We start from the raw sequence: 17,915 nt of genomic DNA, 5'->3' as shown, positions 1-17,915 counted from the left end.
CGACAAAGAGAAAATTGCATGAAACCAGCCTTACGTTTAGCCGGTGCATTGCTGTTGTCCTGTTGCGGACTCTCTGCACCTGCATTTGCTACGGAATATCCCCTACCAGCCGATAACAGCCGTTTAATTGGCGAGAATACCCTAACCACCGTGCCGGATGACAAACGGCCGCTGGAGAGCATTGCCGCGCGTTATAAGATAGGCATGCTCGGCATGCTGGAAGCCAATCCAGGCGTTGATCCCTGGCTGCCAAAGGCCGGTACACAATTAACCGTGCCACTGCAGATGCTGCTGCCTGATGCGCCACGCGAAGGTATCGTGATTAACCTCGCGGAACTGCGACTCTACTACTATCCGAAAGGTGAAGATCGTGTGGTGGTCTATCCGATTGGTATCGGTCAACTGGGCGCCATGACGCCAACCATGGTCACCAGTATCAGTCAGAAAATCCCTAATCCTACCTGGACGCCAACCACCAATATCCGCAAGCGCTATGCCAAAGAGGGCATTACCTTGCCGGGCGTGGTGCCCGCCGGACCAGATAACCCAATGGGGCTGTTTGCCATGCGTCTGGCGCGTGGTACAGGTCAGTATTTGATTCACGGCACCAATGCTGACTTTGGTATTGGAATGCGCGTGAGTTCTGGCTGTATTCGCCTGCGACCGGATGATATTGAAGCGCTGTTCAACAGCGTGCCGAAAGGAACGCGCGTGCAGGTCATCAACCAGCCCATCAAATATGCGATTGAGCCCGACGGTAAGCGCTACGTTGAAGTGCATCAGCCTTTATCGCGCAACGATAAGGATGATCCACAAACCATGCCGATTGCGCAGTCTGCGCAGCTGAAAGCCTTCTCAAAGAGTGAGAAGAGCGATATCGCGTTGATTAAGGAAGTGATAGCCCGACGTTCAGGAATGCCGGTGTTAGTGAGCAGCGGTGAGCCGGTAACTAATCAGAGTGCTGAAGCTGTAGGTGAAGCAGTAGCGCAACCCTAATTCGGACCAGAGAAACGCAGAATCAGAACAAAAAAAATGGTGCCACATGGGCACCATTTTTCAACCAGTACTCTTACTTACGGTAAGAGTGAGCCTGGTTGTCCAGACGCTGGTTAGCGCGAGCTGCGTCATCTTTAGCAGCCTGAACGTCAGAACGGATTGCGTTCACGTCGTTGCTCAGCTGATCAACTTTAGCGTTCAGAGTCTGAACGTCTGAAGACAGTTGGTCGATTTTAGCGTTGCTTGAGCAACCAGCCAGCATAGTTGAAGCCAGGATTACAGCGCCCAGTACCAGTTTAGTGCGATTCATTCTTTATACCCTCTAGATTGAGTTAATCTCCATGTAGCGTTACAAGTATTACACAAAGCTTTTTGAGTTGAGAATAAATTTTTGATGAGAACATGCTTAATTTTGATCGTTCGCTCAAAGAAACAGCATTTCACAGAAGAAGATGAAAATAATTAGCTAAAACAGAGAGATTTAATCGGACTAACCTTAATCATACGAGATTTTGAATAGTTAATTTCGATTGGAAATTTCTGGTTTTTGTATTACATCAGCAATAAAAAAAGCGCCTGGAAAAGGCGCTTTTTAATAAAAATTCAGTTGCTAATCAGATTACATGTACAGAAGCGGTGTTTGTCGTTCCGCTTGGTACTAATGCGCCTGAAACCATTACCACAACATCGCCTTTCTGCGCATATCCGCTTTCCAGCGCCATTTCTTTACCAATGCGATAGAAATCATCAGTTGAGGCAATTTCTGTCACCAGGTGGGTTTCGATACCTTTGCTCAGAATCAGCTGACGCGCGGTGGTTTCGTTGGTGGTGAGTGCCAGAATGGTGGCATCCGGGAAATACTTACGGATGGCTTTGGCTGATTTACCGCCTTCGGTGGCTACAACAATCAGTGGCGCTTCCAGCTTCTCTGCAGTCTCAACGGCACCGCGGCACACTGCTTCGGTGATGCGCAGCTTGCGTGAGTCTTGCAGCGAATCGATGCGGGATTTCATCACGCGATCGGTGCGCTCACAGATGGTCGCCATGATGGTGACCGACTCCAGCGGATAGCGGCCTTTCGCGCTCTCACCAGACAGCATCACCGCATCGGTACCATCGAGGATGGCGTTAGCCACGTCGCCGGCTTCTGCGCGGGTAGGGCGCGGGTTTTTGATCATTGAATCCAGCATCTGTGTCGCGGTGATCACCACTTTGCGGGCTTTATTACATTTTTTGATCATCATCTTCTGCGCGAAGATCACTTCTTCAACCGGGATCTCAACGCCGAGGTCGCCACGCGCAACCATGATGCCGTCTGACGCTTCGAGGATTTCGTCGAAGTTGTTCAGGCCTTCCTGGTTCTCGATTTTCGAGATGATCTGAATGTGTTCGCCGCCGTGTGCTTTCAGGTGCTCACGGATTTCCAGCACGTCAGAACGCTTACGGATAAATGAAGCGGCGACGAAATCAACGTTCTGCTCGCAACCAAAGATCAGGTCGCGCTTATCTTTTTCCGCCAGTGCAGGCAGCTGAATGGAGACACCTGGCAGGTTAACGCCTTTGTTCTCACCCAGATCGCCGTTGTTCAGGACATTACAGATCACTGAGTTCTCAGTGACTTCAGTCACCTGCATACCGATCAAGCCATCGTCGACCAGCACGGTGTTACCAATTTTCAGGTCTTCAGTGAAACCGGCGTAGGTCACGGCAACACGTTCGCTGTTACCAATCACCGACTGATCGGTAGTGAAAGTGAAGGTCTGGCCCGCTTTCAACGATACATCGTTGCCGCCTTCCAGTTTCATGGTACGAATTTCCGGACCTTTGGTGTCCAGCAGAATAGCGGCCTGACGACCGGTTTTTTCCATAACGGCACGCATGTTGGTAATGCGTTGGCCGTGTTCAGCATAGTCCCCGTGCGAGAAGTTCAGGCGCATCACGTTCATGCCCGCTTCCAGCAGTTGGGTCAGCATCTCTTCAGATTCGGTTTTTGGACCGATAGTACAAACGATTTTGGTCTTTTTCATGTCAGGTTTTCTATAAGTTGTGATGGATGATAAAGGTCGGGATTCGATGCGCATGGCACCGAAGTGAGAATATTTATGGTGTTGGAACGGATTTCACAGAAATAAGAATAGGAGACGAAAGCAAAGCGTGCAGAGAAGTTATGCAGTACGCGAGGGAACTGAGTGATCAGTGTTGCGCAAATCATTGGAGTTGTTTGCATAGGCACGTTAGCGCTGAAACCTTTCAGGTGGAACAACGCGGCATAGTATAGTCGCTAAGTATGCGAAAACCAATATAAAAGCGGCGTGATAAAGACGATGCAGATCAAGAAAAAGGTGTTGCGCAAGGAGATAAAACCAGAGTGGTGCGCTCTAATGGACTCGAACCATCGACCCCCACCATGTCAAGGTGGTGCTCTAACCAACTGAGCTAAGAGCGCATGCAGAATATTCAATAATTGGTGCGTCCGAGTGGACTCGAACCACCGACCCCCACCATGTCAAGGTGGTGCTCTAACCAACTGAGCTACGGACGCACTTGGTGCGCTCTAATGGACTCGAACCATCGACCCCCACCATGTCAAGGTGGTGCTCTAACCAACTGAGCTAAGAGCGCAACACGCTGTCAGGGCGACAGCGGGGACGAATATTAACGGCAGGCTGTGATGCTGGCAAGGGGAAAAAGTGTTTTTCCCCTACGACTGACCAGCAACTGTGCTATGCGTCGTTTTTTTCGCCGTTACCAGCCACTTAGCGCGCCGCGCGCGCCAAAATCACCTGCGCAGGCAGGCGCTGCAAACGACGGATGCGCCAAATCATCATCACTGCTGCGGAGGTCAGGCCGATAATAAAGCCACACCAGAAACCGGCGGGACCGAGTTTCGGCAATACCCAATCCGTCATCGCCAGTACATAACCCACCGGCAAACCCAGCACCCAATAGGCGATAAAGGTAATGAAGAAGATCGAGCGCGTGTCTTTATAACCTCGCAAGATACCGCTGCCAATCACCTGAATCGAATCTGAGAACTGATAGATCGCCGCCAGCAGCATCAGTTGCGCCGCAAGAGTAATGACTTCAGGATTTGCGGTATACAGCGCAGCGATATCATGACGGAAGATCACGGTAAACAGCGCGGTGATGGCCGCCATGCTGATGCCCACGCCTTGCCCGGTCCACGCGGCAACGCGCGCCTGTTCGGCGGAACCTTGTCCAAGTCGATAGCCAACACGAATGGTGGTGGCCACGCCGAGTGACAACGGCAACACGAACATCAACGAGCTGAAGTTGAGCGCAATCTGGTGCCCGGCCACTTTGACGATGCCGAGCGGTGACACCAGCAGTGCCACCACGGCAAACAGTGTCACCTCAAAGAACAGCGCCAACGCCACTGGCAAACCCAGTGTGAACAGGCGTGACAAAATTGCGCGTGACGGTGCGGACCAGCGCGTTTTCATGCGGATATCGCGCATGCTTGCCATGCGTTTGACCCAGAAGCGCATCACCAGGAACATCACCCAATAGACCGACGCCGTCGCCACGCCGCAGCCGACGCCGCCTAAGGCCGGCATGCCAAAATGTCCGTAAATAAAGACATAGTTGAGCGGAATGTTCACCATCAGGCCGAGAAAGCCGAGCAGCATCGCCGGTTTGGTTTTCGACAAACCTTCGCATTGGTTGCGCATCACCTGGAACAACAGATATCCCGGTGCGCCCCACAGCAACGCATGCAGGTATCCTTCGGCTTTGGCGGCCAATTCAGGATCGATGTCATGCATGGTGTTAATCAGATAACCGGCATTCCACAGCACCACCATAATCAGTAGCGCAACGGAAATTGCCATCCAGTATCCCTGGCGCACTTGTTCCGCGATACGTTCGCGTCGTCCTGAACCGTTGAGTTGCGCAACGGTAGGCGTCAAAGCCAGTAGAAGACCATGACCAAACAGAATGGCGGGAAGCCAGATAGAGGTGCCGACAGCAACGGCGGCCATATCCGTGGCGCTTACCGCACCGGCCATAACAGTATCTACAAATCCCATCGCCGTCTGGGCCACCTGAGCAAGGATGACCGGGATCGCGAGGGCCAGCAATTGACGCGCTTCTGTAAAATACTTCTGCACGTTACACCTGCTTAATTAAAGAAGAGAGCGGGGCGAAATCCCCAAAGAATGCGCGGCATAGTGTAGCGGCAGCGCTGGCTTCCGCCAAACGTTGATCGCATTTTGTTTAGCAATTTGTGTAAAGTTTGAACTCCGCCAAATTAAGCTGCCGCCGACAAGCTGTGATAAACTGACGCAAACTTTGCAGAGGCTGAGATTATGTTTACTGGAATTGTGCAAGGCACGGCAGAAATTGTCGGCATTGAAGAGAAAGATCTGTTTCGTACCCATATTGTGCGCTTACCGGAGGATCTGTTACCGGGCCTGGCGCTGGGCGCATCGGTGGCACACAACGGCTGCTGCCTGACCGTGACCGAGATTAACGGCGATCTGGTCAGCTTCGATCTGATTAAAGAAACATTGCGCATTACCAACCTGGGTGAATTAAAGGTGGGTGATGTGGTGAATATTGAGCGTGCAGCGAAGTTCAGTGATGAAATTGGCGGCCATTTGATGTCTGGCCATATTATGACCACGGCGGAAATCTGCAAAATTATCCAGTCAGAAAACAACCGCGAAATCTGGTTTAAATTACAGGACGCCACGCAGATCAAATATATTCTGCACAAAGGTTTCGTGGGTATCGATGGAATTAGTTTGACCGTTGGAGACGTGACGAAAAGCAAATTCTGTGTGCATTTGATTCCGGAAACGCTGGAGCGCACCACTTTAGGCGCGAAGAAGTTTGGTCATAAGGTCAATATTGAGATTGATCCGCATACGCAGGCCATTGTGGAAACGGTTGAGCGCGTATTAGCGCAGCGTGAAGCCGCTGCACTGGCGCAGATTGCTAGCGCAGAATAATACCGTTAAAAAAGGCGCCATGCGGCGCCTTGATTCATTTGAAAGCTTATTAACGCGCTACGCGTAAACCGCCATCCTTGCCACGACTGAATACTACCTGCCACAGCTGAATATCACGGGCACGAAACGCACCGGCGCAGGCGTTGAGATAATAGTCGAACATTCGTTTAAAACGTTCGCCATATTTCTCAGCCAGCTGCGGCCACGCCGCCTGAAAACGTTCATACCATGCCATTAACGTCGTATCGTAATCTGCGCCAAAGTTATGCCAATCTTCCATGACGAAATGTGGCTCGCTGGCATCAGCGATTTGACGTACCGACGGCAAACAGCCGTTGGGGAAGATATATTTATCAATCCACGGATCGACATTCATATCTGTGGTGAGGGCGCCAATGGTGTGCAGCAAAAATATGCCGTCTGGTTTGAGGTTGCGGTCAGCAACATCAAAATAAGTGGCATAGTTTTTCGGCCCGACATGTTCAAACATACCGACAGAAACGATGCGATCATATTGATTATTCAGGTCGCGATAGTCCTGCAGTAATATAGTGACATCCAGTCCTTCACAACGCTGTTGTGCCAGTTTTTGTTGCTCTGCTGAAATAGTCACGCCATGCACCGTGACGCCATAATGGCGCGCAGCATATTCTGCCAGTCCACCCCAGCCACAACCGATATCCAACAGCGTCATGCCCGGTTCAAGTTGCAACTTGCGGCATATCATATCCAGTTTGGCTTGCTGCGCGTTTTCCAGGGTATCAGCATCTTTCCAGTAGCCGCAGGAATATTGCATATAAGGATCAAGCATCAGTGAGAATAGATCATTACCAAGGTCGTAATGCTCTTTACCCACAATCCAGGCGCGTTTTTTTGATTGCAAATTAGTGAGACGCGCGGCGGCGATGCGCAACGTATCTTTAAAATGCCGGGGTAATTGTTTATCCAGATGGTGTTTTAAAACGCGATGGAAGAACATATCGAGCTGTTCGCACTCCCACCAACCATCCATGTAACTTTCACCTAATCCGAGCGATCCTTCCTCAAGAACGCGTTTAAAAAAATCTGGATGCTTTACCTGAATATCCCAGGGACGAGTGCCATTAACTGCAATATCAGCCCGCTCTAGCAGTTCATTGACGATCCGATACCAATGGTTTTCTTCAAGGCTCACTTCTTCTATAACAGATGAACTCATAGCTTCTCCATCACCTTCCGATCTGAACCTGAGAAAAAGAATAGCCAATTTCCCAAGACCTGTGAGAGAACTCACGGAAAATCCGTGCGCCAGAAATCCGACGTTGTACGACGTAGTACAGAGGTATGAATTTGAGCAGAAAAGTGGGTCGCCGCACCGGATAATGTGCAGACGCCATCCCGCGACAGTGTCGCTAAAGCTATTACATTTATATTATTGATTTAATACAGAATTACTGACCCACAGAGTATATGCTCACGTGGGTCAATATTCAACGGGTTATCGTTAGTTTGCTAACGAAAATCGTTGGCTTAGAGATTATCTTCGCAGGGACGGGAAGTGTGGGCAATATCACTTTGTGCGTTTAGCGATCGCTGGCAGACAAAGCCCGCCCACGCCAGTACCACAGTAGCCACCATCACTAACGTGGTGTTGAACAGCGCCTGCTCAAGACCGGCGGAGACCAGCAGGCTGGCAACAAAGCATAATCCTAACTGGAATAAGTTCTGTAATCCTGCGGCTTTACCGGTGGCGTGCGGGAAGGGCGCTAATGCGCTGGCAACCACAATCGGATAGATCGCACCATTGGCCAGCGCCATGCCGCAGAAGGGCATCAACAGCACAAACAGCGGCGCGGAAGGCATCAGGGCGATGACAAACAAACTCAGGATGCTCAGGCTATACAGCACCAGCAACCACGGCAGCAGTTGCGCGCCCTGATAACGATTTAACAGCGTGCGGCAGCCAAAGCCGCCAATCAGAAACGCAATGGTCTGCGGAATATAGCTCAGGCCAATATCACCCGGCGTCAGGCCAGCAGCGGCGAGAATGAATGGTGAGCCCGTCAGCCAGGCGAAAAAGCTCGCCGAACACGCCGAGTAGATCAAGACGTTACCGCTGTAAACGCGAGTACCCAATAAGGTCAACCAGCCGGGTTGTTTGCCTGACGCAACTTTCTCGCGCTTAGGCGAGGTTAACTGCAGCGTACCGATCAGTAGCACCACGGCAACCAGCGTTAGTGTGATAAAGATGCTGCGCCAGTGGAAGTGGCCGATAAGCCAGGCGCCGAGCAGCGGTGCCAGCGCCGGAGACAGCGCAACCAGCGGCATAATCGTGGCAAACACTTTATTGGCTTTGGCTTTTGGATAGTGATCCACCACCAGCGCCTGCCAGCTCACGGCAGCCGCACACACACCAATCGCCTGCACAAAACGCAGCGCCAGCATCAGGCGGACATCGGTCACCCAAAGCATTCCCAGACAACCAAGGGCGAAGATGGCTAAACCGGCCAGCAAAATGGGTTTACGGCCGTAACGATCTGACAGCGGCCCCCAAAATACCTGGGCACAGGCGAAACCGCCGAGAAACAGACTCAGGCTGGCGCTGATGGTGCCGGGTGCGCTCGCGAAATCACGCTGCATATCGCCAAAGGCGGGTAAATACATATCCGTGGCAAGAAAGCCGAGCATGCTGAGCACGGCGAGATAAGGCATAAATGCTTTAGACGACAACATGGTGATTCTCATTTGGGCAGGTTGAACGCCGGGGAGTGTAAAAGGATGCAACGCGCTTTGTGAAACGCTAATATTTGCATAGTGCTGTTAAATTTTTTGAAGGCAAAATTATGTGGTCAGAATATGCGCTTGAAGTGGTTGATGCGGTGGCGCGCACTGGCAGTTTTAGTGCGGCAGCGCAGGAGCTGCATCGTGTGCCTTCTGCCGTCAGCTATACCGTGCGCCAGCTGGAAAGCTGGCTGGCGGTGCCGCTGTTTGAGCGTCAGCACCGCGAAGTGGTGATGACACCGGCGGGCGAGCATTTTGTACGTGAAGGACGATCTGTTATCAAAAAAATGCTGGCAACCCGTCGACAGTGTCAGCAACTGGCAAATGGCTGGCGCGGGGAGCTAAGCATCGCGGTTGATTGCATCGTTAAACCGCAGCGCACGCGGCAGTTAGTGAAGGATTTCTATCGCCACTTTCCCGATATGGAGCTGATTATCAGCTACGAAGTGTTTAACGGCGTGTGGGATGCGTTGGCAGATGGCCGGGTTGATGTGGCGATTGGCGCAACCCAAGCGATTCCGGTGGGCGGACGTTTTGCCTTTCAGGATATGGGCGCACTGAACTGGCGTTGTGTAGTGAGTCCCGATCATCCACTGGTTAACAGCAGGGAGCTGGATGATGAAACATTGCGGGCATGGCCATCGCTGGTGCTGGAAGATACCTCGCGTGCTTTGCCGCGCCGTATGACATGGACGCTGGATAATCAGCGACGTCTGGTGGTACCAGAATGGGAAACCGGAATGGATTGTTTGCTGGCAGGATTGTGCGTTGGAATGGTGCCGGGCCATCTGGCACGTCCGCTGCTGGATAGCCATAAACTGGTCGAACTGGCACTGCCGCAAGCCTTTCCGGACAGTCCGTGCTGCGTTAGCTGGTCAGAACAGCGCGCGTCACCGGCGCTGGAGTGGTTACTAGCTTATCTCGGGGATGCCGAAACGCTGAACCACGAATGGCTCAGCGAAGTGTCGGCTTAGCGGCGATAGTCGCGGAACGGACCGTACGCCACCGAACGGCGCTCAATCAGCGTTGGCTGAACCTCAATGGTTTGCGGATCTTCACGCTTGCTGGTGATGCGATCCAGTAGCATTTCCAGCGCTTTTTCACCCAGTTCGGCTTTTGGCTGATGCACAGTGGTCAGCGCTGGCGTGAAATAGCGCGCGTTGCGCACGTTATCGTAGCCGATGACCGAGATATCCTGCGGTACGCGCAAGCCCATCTCATCAGCAGCGCAAATCGCGCCCATCGCCATAATATCGCCGCCGCAGAACACCGCCGTTGGGCGCTGTTTCTGATTTAAAATCTGCTGCATCGCCTGATAGCCCGATTCAGGCTCAAAGTCGCCCTGAACTACCCATTCCGGACGCACCGTAATGCCCGCTTCGTTCATTGCCTGCAGGAAGCCAGCGTGACGGCCGCCGCCGGTGTTGCGCTCCATCTGGCCGGGAATGGCACCGATATCGCGATGACCGCGTTCAATCAGATAACGCCCGGCGAGATAGCCGCCCTGAAACGCATTGTCCTGCACGGTATCGGTGAAGTCACCGCGCGATGCACCCCAATCCATCACCACCATGGGAATGTTGCGGTTCTCTTCCAGCATCTGTAGCAAATCGTCTGGATACTCAGAACACATCACCAGCAAGCCATCGACGCGCTTTTGCGCCATCATTGACAGGTAAGCACGTTGCTTTTGCAGATCGTTATGCGCGTTGCCGAGAATCAGCGTGTAGCCGCGTTCGAAACAACGGTTCTCCACCGCTTCGATAATTTCAGCGAAATAGGGCGCTTCGCTGGAGGTCGCCAGCAAACCTAAGGTTTTGGTGTGATTAACTTTGAGACTACGCGCCACGGCACTGGGCGAGTAGTGTAATTCTTTGATCGCTTCCCATACGGCGTTACGCGTCTCTTCCGCAACGAAACGCGTTTTGTTGATGACATGCGAAACCGTGGTGGTTGAGACACCCGCGCGTTTTGCGACATCTTTAATTGTTGCCATGAAAATGGTACTCCTGGGCTTATCGCAACTTACTGATAAGTATATTGTTAAACGTTTGCGTCTGCTAATGCTTTTATAGCCCAAAAGAGCGGGCAAAACGGTGTGTTTTAGCAGGCGAAATCACTTCATCACGCTGTAAATACAGCACGCGCAAAATCTGTTGCGCAACGAAAGGCGGCGATTCTAGCAAGCTGGCGCGGATAACACGAGATTTTTGCCCATTGCTGTGCGAAAATCGCCTTAACCCTAATAATTGTGTGACTAAGGAGTTGTGATGAATACCGACCTGAAGCTGGCGCTAATGACCACCGTTGGCGCACTGTTGATGATTATCGCCTTCAGCTTTACTGCGATCATGCATTAACAAAAAAGCCGGAGCTGAGAACAGCATCCGGCTTTTTTATGATTGTTGCGCAACAGCTAGCGAATAGTTTTTGGCGTCATCATGCGACGCGCGCCCACATAGTGTTTCTGCCAGTAATCCTCACCCAATGCGCTAATCTGAATATCTTTGCCGGTACGCGGCGACTGAATGAATTTCCCGTTGCCGAGATACACGCCAACATGATCGGCAGCGCCGCGATTATTGATGCGGAAGAACACCAGATCACCTTTCTCCAGCATTTCACGCTTGATAGGTGCCGCATCGCGCAGGTGATACATCTCATTGGCGGTGCGCGGGAATTTGAATTTCACCAGATCTTTATAGGCGTACCACACTAAGCCGCTGCAGTCGAAACCGGTGTGTGGCGAAGTGCCGCCCCATTGATAAGGTTTGCCGAGTTGGCCCATTAATTTGGTCATCGCCGTTTCACGCGCCTTTTGATAACGCTGGCGGTGCGCCTTACTCATTTTGATGCCGGTCAGCGCTAACGCTTCATCATCGACGGCGATCTCAGGTGTTTTCTTCGCTAAACGTTGATGACCGTATTTCTTAGCAGAGAGTTTCAGCGGGGATTTTTTGCTGGTGGTCTTGTGCAGCGCGGTTTCTGTTTTGGTCTGTTTTTTGAGTTTGAATTTTTGAACAGCAGTCAGGCGCGATTTTTTAGTGGTGGTTTTCACCGGGCGTCGTTTGCGGCGCTCGTCTTCACGTGCGCTCTTTTTCTCTGCTTTAAGCGAACTGGCATTAACGGGCGCATGCGGAGATGCAGCAGCCACATTAAAAAACAGTTGGGCAAAAGCCAGTATGAAAAGCGTAATTAGTAGACGCATAATCCGGTTACAGGTTAAGCAGGCTGAATGAAAGCAGACTGCGTTAAAGTGAGAGAAATCTGATCAAGCGATCAGCGCCGAGGCAATTCTAATCCACTTTTTTTCCAAAAGGTAAGGCCTTTTTCCATTAATATGTTACCAGATTGATTCTGTAGCAAAAATGAGCGATTTCAGCTGGTTAACGCAGCGAAACTATTGCTAATTATTAATTTATTAATGCCAATTAATGATATGAAAATGTTATTTGTCATGCGTTAACTTAACAAACATGGCGATTAGCCAGTGCAAACGCAAAATCCCGTTTTCAGTCCGGGAGCGAAATCGCTACAATAAACAAACACGAAGTAGAAGATTAAGGAAGGCAATAATGAGTACTGTTGAAAAAATTCAGCGTCAGATCGCAGAAAACCCGATTCTGCTGTACATGAAAGGTTCTCCAAAGCTGCCAAGCTGCGGTTTCTCGGCGCAAGCCGTGCAGGCGCTTTCTGCGTGTGGCGAGCGTTTCGCATACGTGGACATTCTGCAGAACCCGGACATTCGCGCTGAAATGCCAAAATACGCTAACTGGCCAACCTTCCCGCAGCTGTGGGTCGATGGTGAACTGGTCGGCGGCTGCGACATCATCGTTGAGATGTTCCAGCGCGGTGAACTTCAGCCACTGCTGAAAGAGACCGCTGAGAAGTATAAAGAAGCGGAATAATGCAGAAGGCCGACAAATGTCGGCCTTTTCTTTGCTTACTCGACAGACGCGTCGTCTGCGGGTTCTTCACTGAAAGCCAGCGGCCAGCCGCCAAGGCGTTTCCAGCGGTTCACCAACTCACAAAACAGCGTCGCGGTTTGCTCGGTGTCATACAGCGCCGAATGCGCTTGCGTACTATCAAACTCCATTCCCGCCGCTTTACAGGCTTTCGCCAGCACGGTTTGCCCCAGCACTAAGCCGCTTAACGCTGCGGTATCAAAGGTAGCAAAAGGGTGGAACGGATTGCGCTTCAGGCTGGCGCGCTCTGCGGCCGCCATCACGAAGTTGAGATCGAAAGTGGCATTGTGCGCCACGATAATGGCGCGATTGCAGCCGCTATCTTTGGTGCCTTTGCGCACCATTTTAAAAATCGCATGCAGCGCTTCGTATTCACTTACCGCACCGCGCAGCGGATTGGTGGGATCGATGCCGGTAAACGCCAGCGCCGCAGGATTCAAAATGGCGCCTTCAAACGGTTCCACATGGAAATGCAGCGTTTCATCGCGGTGCAACCAGCCGTCTTCATCCATTTTCAGCGTTGTGGCTGCAATTTCCAGCAGTGCATCGGTTTGTGCATTGAAACCTGCGGTTTCAACGTCGATCACAACAGGATAAAAACCGCGGAAGCGTTGGTGGAGAGCGTTTAAAGCGTTCGATTCAGACATCAGGATCTCATGGCAATAAATAGGGCAGCGCGCATTATGGCAAAAATCGCAGGAGGGTGCAGCAGGAGAGGGAAGTCAGCCTGCAATTAGCAGGCTGACCAGCAACCTTAGTTGCCTAAGCCGTGACCGGCATGTTTGTTTTCAATCAGTTCGATCTTGTAGCCGTCTGGATCTTCAACAAACGCAATAATGGTAGAACCGCCTTTTACCGGGCCCGCTTCACGCGTCACGTTGCCGCCCGCGCTGCGAATGCGTTCGCAGGTGTCAGCCACGTTGTCCACGCCCAGCGCGATATGGCCGTAAGCGTTGCCGAGATCGTATTTATCCACGCCCCAGTTGTAAGTCAGCTCAATCACCGCGCCTTCGCTCTCTTCGGTGTAGCCAACGAATGCCAGCGTGTATTTGTACTCGGTGTTTTCGCTCTGACGCAGCACGCGCATGCCGAGCACGCGGGTGTAGAAATCGATAGAACGTTGCAAATCGCCAACGCGTAACATGGTGTGAAGTAAACGCATAACATCCTCTTTTTTAAAACGTCATCAGTGAATGACAAGACAACTAAGTATACACACTGATGAAACAACGCTGCCGCCTATCCAACGCGGCAGCCATTTTCTTACAGGGTTGGATAATCGGTATAGCCTTCCGCGCCGCCGCCGTAGAAGCTCTCAGGACGCTGCGGATTGAGTGGCGCATCTTGCTGCAAACGAGCAACCAGATCCGGGTTAGCGATAAAGTCGCGACCAAACGCCACCGCGTCAATCAGGCCGCGCGCAATCAGATCATCCGCTTTCTCAACGGTGTAGGCACCGGCACCGATAATCACGCCTGGGAACAGCGCACGCACTTTCTCACGGAATGCATCGCTGTATGGCTGTCCACCCGCCCAGTCTGGCTCAGAAAGGTGCAGATAGGCGATGCCGCGTTTGCCCAGCTCGGCGATGTACCACAACGCTGCTTTCTCTTCTTCCGGGCCATTTTCCAGATTCTGGAAGGCACCGATTGGCGAAACGCGGATACCGATACGATCGGCAGACCAGTTAGCAATCGCCGCATCCACCACTTCCAGCGCGAAACGACCACGTTTCTCAATCGAACCGCCGTACTCATCGCTACGCTGATTTGAGCCGGGTGCGAGGAACTGATGCATCAGATAACCGTGCGCTGAGTGCAGCTCCAGCAGGTCGAAGTCGGCTTCGCGCGCATTGGCGGCGGCCTGACCAAAATCTTTGACGATTTGCTGAATTTCAGCCACTGACAGCTCGCGCGGCACTGAGGTGTCTTCACGGTAGACCGAACCATCCGCAGCGCGCAGGGAAGTACGTGTACCTGCCGCCAGCGCGGTCGGTGCGACCGGCGCTTTGCCTTCTGGCTGCACGCTATTATGAGAAATTCGGCCGGTGTGCCACAGCTGCACGGCGCTGTGACCTTTAGCGGCATGAATGCCTTCGTTAATCATTTTCCACGCGGCAATTTGCTGCTGTGTGTGCAGACCTGGCGCACCGGCATAGCCTTTCGCCTGGAAAGAGATCTGGGTGGCTTCGGTGATGATCAAACCGGCACTGGCGCGCTGCTGATAATATTCAGCCATCAGCGGCGTCGGAATATCGCCCGGCTCAATGCTGCGCAGGCGCGTCAACGGGGCCATAAAAATGCGGTTCGGTACGGTAATCGCGCCCACTTTGAGTGGGGAGAACAGCTGCTTACTCGCCATATTGATTGCTCCAGGAAGACCGGTCGTCTAGTAACGACGATTTTTAAAAATCAGTGACTTATCAGCCACTGTTCGATGGTTTCGAGCGCCAGGCTAATCGGACCCGGCTCTCGGGAAATCTTGCTCTGCAAACTGGCTCCGAGCCACAACAAGTAGCAGCGCTGCGCCAGCTGCTGCGGCGTTTGACCAAACGGCAGCGGCTGCTCAGCGGCTACCTCAGTCAAACAGCGCGTGTAGGCAGCGATGATGGCATTGGCGCCTTGTTGCAGGGCATCGCGCATGGGTTCGGAGAGATCGCACACTTCGGCTGACAATTTCACCCCAAGGCAGCCAACAATATGACCTTGCTCGATAAACAGCCTTTCGCCGTAGCGGAAATGCGCTAACAGGCGTTCGCTCGGCGGTAAACCGGGCAGACTCAGCTGCTGATCAATCTGTTGCTGGAAGTGGGCGAAATAGCGCTCAATCAGCGCCACGCCAAAGGCCTCTTTCGAACCGAAATAGTGGTAGAACGAGCCTTTAGTGACTTCCGCCAGCGCCAGCATCTCGATCAAACCCATGCCGGTAAAGCCGCGCTGTAAACAAACCTGCTCGCCAATAGCGAGCAGATGTTCACGAGTATCGTTGCGTTGCAGAGTCTTGTTCATGGGTCGCAGGTTATTAGACCAGTCAGTCTAGCGCAACCCTCAGGCGGCGGTTTGGCACGATCTGTTCATATCCAGCTGCGGTTGATACTGTTGGGTCTGGATATTGAACATACCTAAAAGCGTATGGAAAAGATTATCTTGCGATACCTTTGCGTCGACAGCTTGCTGGCGCACACAAGCCTCATTGATGTGATTCGCCGCCGCGTATCCCGGTGACATCCACATCAGCAGAGGAATGTGTGTTTGCTGTGAGGGCGCAAACATATAAGGCGCACCGTGCAGATACATCCCGCGTTCGCCAAGTGATTCGCCGTGATCGGAGAGATAAACCAGCGCCACATTGAAGCGATCGCTCAGGCCTTTGAGCTTATCAATGGTGCGGCTCAGCATGTCGTCGGTATATAGCAGCGAGTTGTCGTAGGTATTTACCAATGCCTGATGATCGCAATCCTGAATCTGTTTGCTATCGCAGGTGGGCGTAAAACGGCGGAACTCAGCCGGATAACGCTGATAATAAGCTGGACCGTGGCTACCCATTTGATGCAGTACAATAATGCCGTCGTTGTGTAGGCTATCAAAATAGTTATCAAGACGATGCAGCAACACATCATCCTGGCAAAACCCATCGTGACAATATTGTGGCAGTTTCCACTGCGTCATGTCGGTGTGCGGCACGCGGTCACAGGCGCCTTTGCAACCACCATCGTTTTCGCGCCACAGCACGCTCACGCCGGCATGCGCCAGGATATCAAGCACGCCTTCCTGATGGTGTGCCAGATTCGCGTCGTAATGCACGCGTGGCATATTGGAGAACATGCATGGCACCGATATAGCGGTTTCTGTGCCACAGGAAGTGGCGTTGGGATAGTAAATGACCTGCTGTTTTTTCAGCTCCGGATTGGTGTCACGCGCGTAACCACCCAGCGAAAAATTCTCGGCGCGCGCCGTTTCACCCACCACTAACACCACCAGCGTTTTCTTGGTTGCTGCGGAGATTAATGGGCCTTTGTAGGCATCCTCGCCAATCTTTACCAACTCCTGACTACCTTGCAGATAACGTTGATCGACATAGTGGCCAGTACCGCTGACCACGTTGGCCGGAGTAATCATCTTGATCAGGTTTTTATTGTTGCGAATCAGCGAGGCGTAATCTTTGTAAAACAGCGCCGCCATCAGCAATATGATTAATATTGCCCCCAGTGCGCCCGTCAGACGTTGCAGCAGATTCCACCACCAGCGCGTGCCATTATTGATGCGCACGCCGCAAATCAGCACAACCGGCACCATTCCCATCAACAGCATCCAGAGTAGATAGCGACTGCTGATCAGCGCACCGGCTTCCTGCGGGTCGGATTCAAAGACGTTTTGAATCATATTGGTGTCGATCACCGTGCCAAAACTGTGCATGAAGTAATTGGCGGCGGCGCTAACTAATACCAGCGCAATTAGCAACGGTTTGCGCAGATAAGGCCAGGCGGCTAGCGAGAAGAGAAAATAGAAAGCCGAGGCGAGCACCAGCGGAATACTGGCGGCGAACAGATAATCGTGGACGTGATCGTAAGGGATCATTTCCCAGGCGCGCAGCAAGAAAAGGGCATTCAGGACTAATGCGAAAAACAGGGCGGCAATAAGATTAAATCCGTTGGTGCCGCACTGAAAGGTGATCGGGAATCTCATGAAAACTCAACGGTAAGAGGTAATGTGACAATCGTATGAAGACAAGATGAGGAAAACCTTAACGAAGATTAAACGTAAGCAATCCAAATCCTTTAAATGCTGGCTTTTTGGTAAACAGGCGTAACGAAATGCCGCGATGGCTTGATTATGCGCAATGCCCGTATACTCTTTGCACAATGTCATTAAGCTGTTATCAATGTGATTTGAGATGTTAATTGCGGAGTGCATGTGGCCGAGCAACTCGAGTTCTTCCCCGTTCCCAGCCCGTGTCGTGGCATTTGCCAGAGTGACGCACGTGGCTATTGTCGTGGCTGTTTACGCAGCCGGGAAGAGCGCTTTAACTGGATGAAATTCAGCGATGCGCAAAAGCGCGATGTGCTGCGCTTGTGCCGGCAACGCTTTTTGCGTCTGCAGCGCCAGCAAAAAGTCGATGAAGATCATGATCCACAACAACCGGAACTGTTTTAAGAAAACGACGATTTGCCTTTCCGTTATACTCCCGCTTTCGTTATCTGGAATCGTGTTTAGGGGAGTTT

Annotated in this window: 18 protein-coding genes and 3 tRNA genes; 6 read left to right on the top strand and 15 right to left on the bottom strand. The window is 52.1% G+C overall.

What is annotated here, in order from left to right:
- Nucleotides 1-18: 18 nt before the first annotated feature.
- On the top strand, nucleotides 19-996 hold the full coding sequence (locus BM323_RS00975; RefSeq protein WP_008102981.1) for a L,D-transpeptidase family protein: 978 nt from the start codon (nucleotides 19-21) through the stop codon (nucleotides 994-996).
- 73 nt (nucleotides 997-1,069) lie between these two features.
- On the opposite strand, the gene BM323_RS00970 is transcribed toward BM323_RS00975, so the two are convergent.
- The 6 genes from BM323_RS00970 to BM323_RS00945 form a co-directional block, all read right to left on the bottom strand.
- Nucleotides 1,070-1,306 carry a major outer membrane lipoprotein gene (locus BM323_RS00970; RefSeq protein WP_007892735.1) on the bottom strand — a complete coding sequence of 79 codons (237 nt, stop codon included), beginning with the start codon at nucleotides 1,304-1,306 and terminating at the stop codon, nucleotides 1,070-1,072.
- A gap of 304 nt (nucleotides 1,307-1,610) precedes the next feature.
- The gene (pykF, locus tag BM323_RS00965) at nucleotides 1,611-3,023 is read right to left on the bottom strand and encodes a pyruvate kinase PykF (protein ID WP_008102983.1); all 1,413 of its coding nucleotides are present in this window, start codon (nucleotides 3,021-3,023) and stop codon (nucleotides 1,611-1,613) included.
- Nucleotides 3,024-3,365: 342 nt separating this feature from the next.
- Nucleotides 3,366-3,442, bottom strand: a tRNA-Val gene (locus BM323_RS00960).
- A gap of 19 nt (nucleotides 3,443-3,461) precedes the next feature.
- Nucleotides 3,462-3,538 (bottom strand) — tRNA-Val (locus tag BM323_RS00955).
- Nucleotides 3,539-3,541: 3 nt separating this feature from the next.
- A tRNA-Val gene (locus tag BM323_RS00950) sits at nucleotides 3,542-3,618 on the bottom strand.
- Between the two features lie 134 nt (nucleotides 3,619-3,752).
- Nucleotides 3,753-5,126 (bottom strand): MATE family efflux transporter, encoded by a 1,374-nt coding sequence (locus tag BM323_RS00945; protein ID WP_008110319.1) that lies wholly within the window; start codon nucleotides 5,124-5,126, stop codon nucleotides 3,753-3,755.
- A 198-nt stretch (nucleotides 5,127-5,324) separates the two neighbouring features.
- On the opposite strand from BM323_RS00945, the gene BM323_RS00940 reads away from it, so the two are divergent.
- Complete coding sequence (locus BM323_RS00940; protein ID WP_008110317.1) at nucleotides 5,325-5,969, top strand: riboflavin synthase; 645 nt, start codon at nucleotides 5,325-5,327, stop codon at nucleotides 5,967-5,969.
- 49 nt (nucleotides 5,970-6,018) lie between these two features.
- On the opposite strand, the gene cfa is transcribed toward BM323_RS00940, so the two are convergent.
- Nucleotides 6,019-7,167: a cyclopropane fatty acyl phospholipid synthase gene (gene cfa / locus BM323_RS00935; protein WP_008110314.1), complete on the bottom strand. Its 1,149-nt coding sequence runs from the start codon at nucleotides 7,165-7,167 to the stop codon at nucleotides 6,019-6,021.
- Between the two features lie 311 nt (nucleotides 7,168-7,478).
- Nucleotides 7,479-8,681: a purine nucleoside transporter PunC gene (gene punC / locus BM323_RS00930; RefSeq protein ID WP_008110312.1), complete on the bottom strand. Its 1,203-nt coding sequence runs from the start codon at nucleotides 8,679-8,681 to the stop codon at nucleotides 7,479-7,481.
- 110 nt (nucleotides 8,682-8,791) lie between these two features.
- Between punC and punR the strand changes: the two genes are divergently transcribed.
- A complete protein-coding gene (gene punR, locus BM323_RS00925; protein WP_008110311.1) occupies nucleotides 8,792-9,703 on the top strand; it encodes a DNA-binding transcriptional activator PunR in 912 nt (303 codons plus the stop codon).
- Here the strand turns inward: punR and purR are convergent.
- Nucleotides 9,700-10,725 carry an HTH-type transcriptional repressor PurR gene (gene purR, locus BM323_RS00920; protein ID WP_008110309.1) on the bottom strand — a complete coding sequence of 342 codons (1,026 nt, stop codon included), beginning with the start codon at nucleotides 10,723-10,725 and terminating at the stop codon, nucleotides 9,700-9,702. The genes punR and purR overlap by 4 nt on opposite strands.
- Before the next feature lie 274 nt (nucleotides 10,726-10,999).
- Here purR and BM323_RS24205 point away from each other — a divergent pair, with 274 nt between their 5' ends.
- Nucleotides 11,000-11,089 (top strand): cytochrome bd-I oxidase subunit CydH, encoded by a 90-nt coding sequence (locus BM323_RS24205; RefSeq protein ID WP_007892756.1) that lies wholly within the window; start codon nucleotides 11,000-11,002, stop codon nucleotides 11,087-11,089.
- Nucleotides 11,090-11,145: 56 nt separating this feature from the next.
- Here the strand turns inward: BM323_RS24205 and BM323_RS00915 are convergent, their stop codons facing one another.
- Nucleotides 11,146-11,937, bottom strand: coding sequence for a C40 family peptidase (locus tag BM323_RS00915; RefSeq protein WP_008110305.1), 792 nt, complete (start codon nucleotides 11,935-11,937; stop codon nucleotides 11,146-11,148).
- Nucleotides 11,938-12,301: 364 nt separating this feature from the next.
- Between BM323_RS00915 and BM323_RS00910 the strand changes: the two genes are divergently transcribed.
- On the top strand, nucleotides 12,302-12,637 hold the full coding sequence (locus BM323_RS00910) for a Grx4 family monothiol glutaredoxin (protein WP_175501675.1): 336 nt from the start codon (nucleotides 12,302-12,304) through the stop codon (nucleotides 12,635-12,637).
- 35 nt (nucleotides 12,638-12,672) lie between these two features.
- Here BM323_RS00910 and rnt read toward each other — a convergent pair whose 3' ends face one another.
- The 5 genes from rnt to eptA form a co-directional block, all read right to left on the bottom strand.
- A complete protein-coding gene (gene rnt, locus BM323_RS00905) occupies nucleotides 12,673-13,341 on the bottom strand; it encodes a ribonuclease T (RefSeq protein ID WP_008110303.1) in 669 nt (222 codons plus the stop codon).
- Between the two features lie 107 nt (nucleotides 13,342-13,448).
- Nucleotides 13,449-13,856 carry a lactoylglutathione lyase gene (gene gloA / locus BM323_RS00900; protein ID WP_007892766.1) on the bottom strand — a complete coding sequence of 136 codons (408 nt, stop codon included), beginning with the start codon at nucleotides 13,854-13,856 and terminating at the stop codon, nucleotides 13,449-13,451.
- 101 nt (nucleotides 13,857-13,957) lie between these two features.
- Nucleotides 13,958-15,055 (bottom strand): alkene reductase, encoded by a 1,098-nt coding sequence (locus BM323_RS00895; protein ID WP_008110301.1) that lies wholly within the window; start codon nucleotides 15,053-15,055, stop codon nucleotides 13,958-13,960.
- Nucleotides 15,056-15,105: 50 nt separating this feature from the next.
- Complete coding sequence (locus BM323_RS00890) at nucleotides 15,106-15,702, bottom strand: TetR/AcrR family transcriptional regulator (RefSeq protein ID WP_008110299.1); 597 nt, start codon at nucleotides 15,700-15,702, stop codon at nucleotides 15,106-15,108.
- 39 nt (nucleotides 15,703-15,741) lie between these two features.
- Nucleotides 15,742-17,379 (bottom strand): phosphoethanolamine transferase EptA, encoded by a 1,638-nt coding sequence (gene eptA, locus BM323_RS00885; protein WP_008110297.1) that lies wholly within the window; start codon nucleotides 17,377-17,379, stop codon nucleotides 15,742-15,744.
- Nucleotides 17,380-17,607: 228 nt separating this feature from the next.
- Between eptA and BM323_RS00880 the strand changes: the two genes are divergently transcribed.
- A complete protein-coding gene (locus BM323_RS00880) occupies nucleotides 17,608-17,847 on the top strand; it encodes a DUF1289 domain-containing protein (protein ID WP_008110296.1) in 240 nt (79 codons plus the stop codon).
- Nucleotides 17,848-17,915 lie beyond the last annotated feature (68 nt).

This window comes from Pantoea sp. YR525, assembly GCF_900116775.1.
GTDB classification, from domain to species: domain Bacteria; phylum Pseudomonadota; class Gammaproteobacteria; order Enterobacterales; family Enterobacteriaceae; genus Pantoea; species Pantoea symbiotica.
Note: the sequence above shows the minus strand (reverse complement) of the source record. Positions and strands in the feature narration are given on the sequence as shown.